Raw genomic sequence first — 2,168 nt, forward strand, 5'->3', positions numbered from 1 at the left:
TCCCCCTCTGAAAGAGGGCGCAATTATACACCACTTCGGGAAGTGGTGCATTGCGCCCTGCCGGAGGCGTCCTGCGGACAGCAGATGATTTCCGTAGATTTTCAATCTGCTCCAATCATCACAGGGGAAGTTACCCTTCCCCTGCGCTGGCTTACGCCAGCTACCCCTTTGTGGACTTGCCGCCCGGAATTATCTTGCGTTGCAAGTTGTTTCCATCTGACAAGTTTGCTGAAATTCGGCTATACTTTTTTATGAGATAGCGTATAATGGAGCCGGTGACAAATCGGAGTTTGGAGGTGAGAATATGACAGCGCATATGAGATTAAGATAACACCGCGGGTTATGTTGCGGTGAATCCGTATTGCATAGCTCGCTTATTGGGCAAGTAATATAATAACGGAGGGAATAATGAATAAAATACTTAGATTTAGTGACAGTGAAAAAGTTTTTCAATGTCCTATATGTAAAACAGATTTAAAATTGAAACAAAAAAGTTTATTTTGTTCTAATCATCATTGTTTCGATATTTCAAAAACGGGTTATGTGAACTTTGCTGTAGGAACAAAATCTTCAAAACATTATAGCAGAGAGACTTTTCAAATTAGGCGGGAGGTTTTAGAAAAAGGCTATTATTCACATATCCTGAATGAAGTGGTGCAGCTTATAAAAAGCTTTAGCAGCATTGATACAATACTTGATATTGGCTGCGGTGAAGGATATTATTCAAAGCAGATAAAAGAAGTATCAGGTGATAAAGAAATTATTGCATTTGATATTTCTAAAGATGCTGTTCAGCTTGCAGCAAAAAGTGATTTCAGTAATTCTATCAAATGGTTTGTGGGAAATTTGGAAGAAATGCCCATAAAAGACAAAAGGATAGATTGCATATTAGATATTTTTACTCCTGCTAACTATTCCGAATTTAACAGAGTTTTGAAAGAAGGCGGTTATGTAATTAAGGTAATTCCGGGAAATGCTCATCTTAAGGAGCTTCGAGAGACGGCAAAAGAACAATTGAAAAGCAATCAATATTCTAATGCGGCTGTCGTAGATTATTTCCAAAAGAAGTATTCCGTTGTTTATCACAAGAAAGTTTCAGCAACGTATACAATGACATCCGAGGAAATAAAAACCTTTGCGGATATGACTCCACTACTGTTTTGTGTAAATAAAGATGGAATAGATTTAAAAAAAACAAAAGAAATCACTATTGATGCAGAGATATTTGCAGGGAAATTATAAATTCAATTTCAATTTGTCGAATTGACAAACTATTAAAAAATTAAATAACCCGCCGCCCATCAACGGCACACCCAAGCAGGAAATCTGAAAAGGTATCCTGCTATTTTTTTGCCCCGAATCCGGGAGAAAGGAGGACGTACTCTTGCCATGCCCGCATTGTAAAATCACCATCATCAAGCGGAGCAACAATGAATCCGCTGTTTCTGCCGCCGCCTACCAGAGCGGCGAGAAGCTGTTCTCTGAATATGACCAGGAACAGAAATACTATCCCTACAAGAACGAAGTCACCCACAAAGAAATCATGCTCCCGCCCCATGTGCCGCCGGAGTTTGCAGACCGCAATACTTTATGGAACTCAGCCGAAGCGCAGGAAAAACAATGGAACTCCCAGCTTGCCCGGAGATTCGTGCTTGCCATCCCAAGGGAAATCCCGCCGGGACAGTACGCCGACCTTATCCGTGACTACTGCCGGGAGTTTTTTGTTTCCAAAGGCATGATTGCCGACTTTGCCATCCATGACAAGGGGGACGGCAACCCACACGCCCATATCCTGCTCACCATGCGGGCGATGGACGAAAAAGGCAAATGGCTCCCCAAGAGCCGTAAAGTGTACGACCTTGACAAGAACGGGGAGCGCATCCGGCTTGCGTCCGGCAGATGGAAAAGCCATAAGGAGAACACAGTAGACTGGAACAACCGGAAGTACGCCGAAATCTGGCGGCAGGGATGGGCGGACACGGCCAACCGCTATCTGGAAGCCAATGACCGCCCGGAACGGCTTGACCTGCGCTCCTATGCCCGACAGGGGATTGACCAAATCCCTACCGTCCACATGGGAGCGGCCGCCTGCCAGATGGAGAAGAAAGGAATCCAGACCAACATCGGCAATCTGAACCGGGACATCAAAACCGCCAACCGGCTCATGC

Annotated in this window: 3 protein-coding genes; all 3 read left to right on the forward strand. The window is 44.2% G+C overall.

Annotated features, from left to right (window positions below; genetic code table 11):
* The coding region (locus tag QZZ35_RS11350) for a hypothetical protein (RefSeq protein WP_291237505.1) at positions 1–255 on the forward strand (255 nt) is incomplete at its 5' end.
* Between the two features lie 153 nt (positions 256–408).
* Entirely contained in the window at positions 409–1,242 is an 834-nt protein-coding gene (locus QZZ35_RS11355) for a methyltransferase domain-containing protein (RefSeq protein WP_002592690.1), read from the forward strand.
* Positions 1,243–1,384: 142 nt separating this feature from the next.
* A partial coding sequence (gene mobQ / locus QZZ35_RS11360) for a MobQ family relaxase (RefSeq protein ID WP_291237506.1) occupies positions 1,385–2,168 on the forward strand: 784 nt, incomplete at its 3' end.

The organism is Frisingicoccus sp. (assembly GCA_016298055.1).
Classification (GTDB): Bacteria; Bacillota; Clostridia; order Lachnospirales; family Lachnospiraceae; genus Frisingicoccus.

Excerpts from the sequence above, each read along its gene's own strand:
- QZZ35_RS11355 (WP_002592690.1), top strand. The coding sequence starts at position 409 with ATGAATAAAATACTTAGATTTAGTGACAGTGAAAAAGTTTTTCAATGT.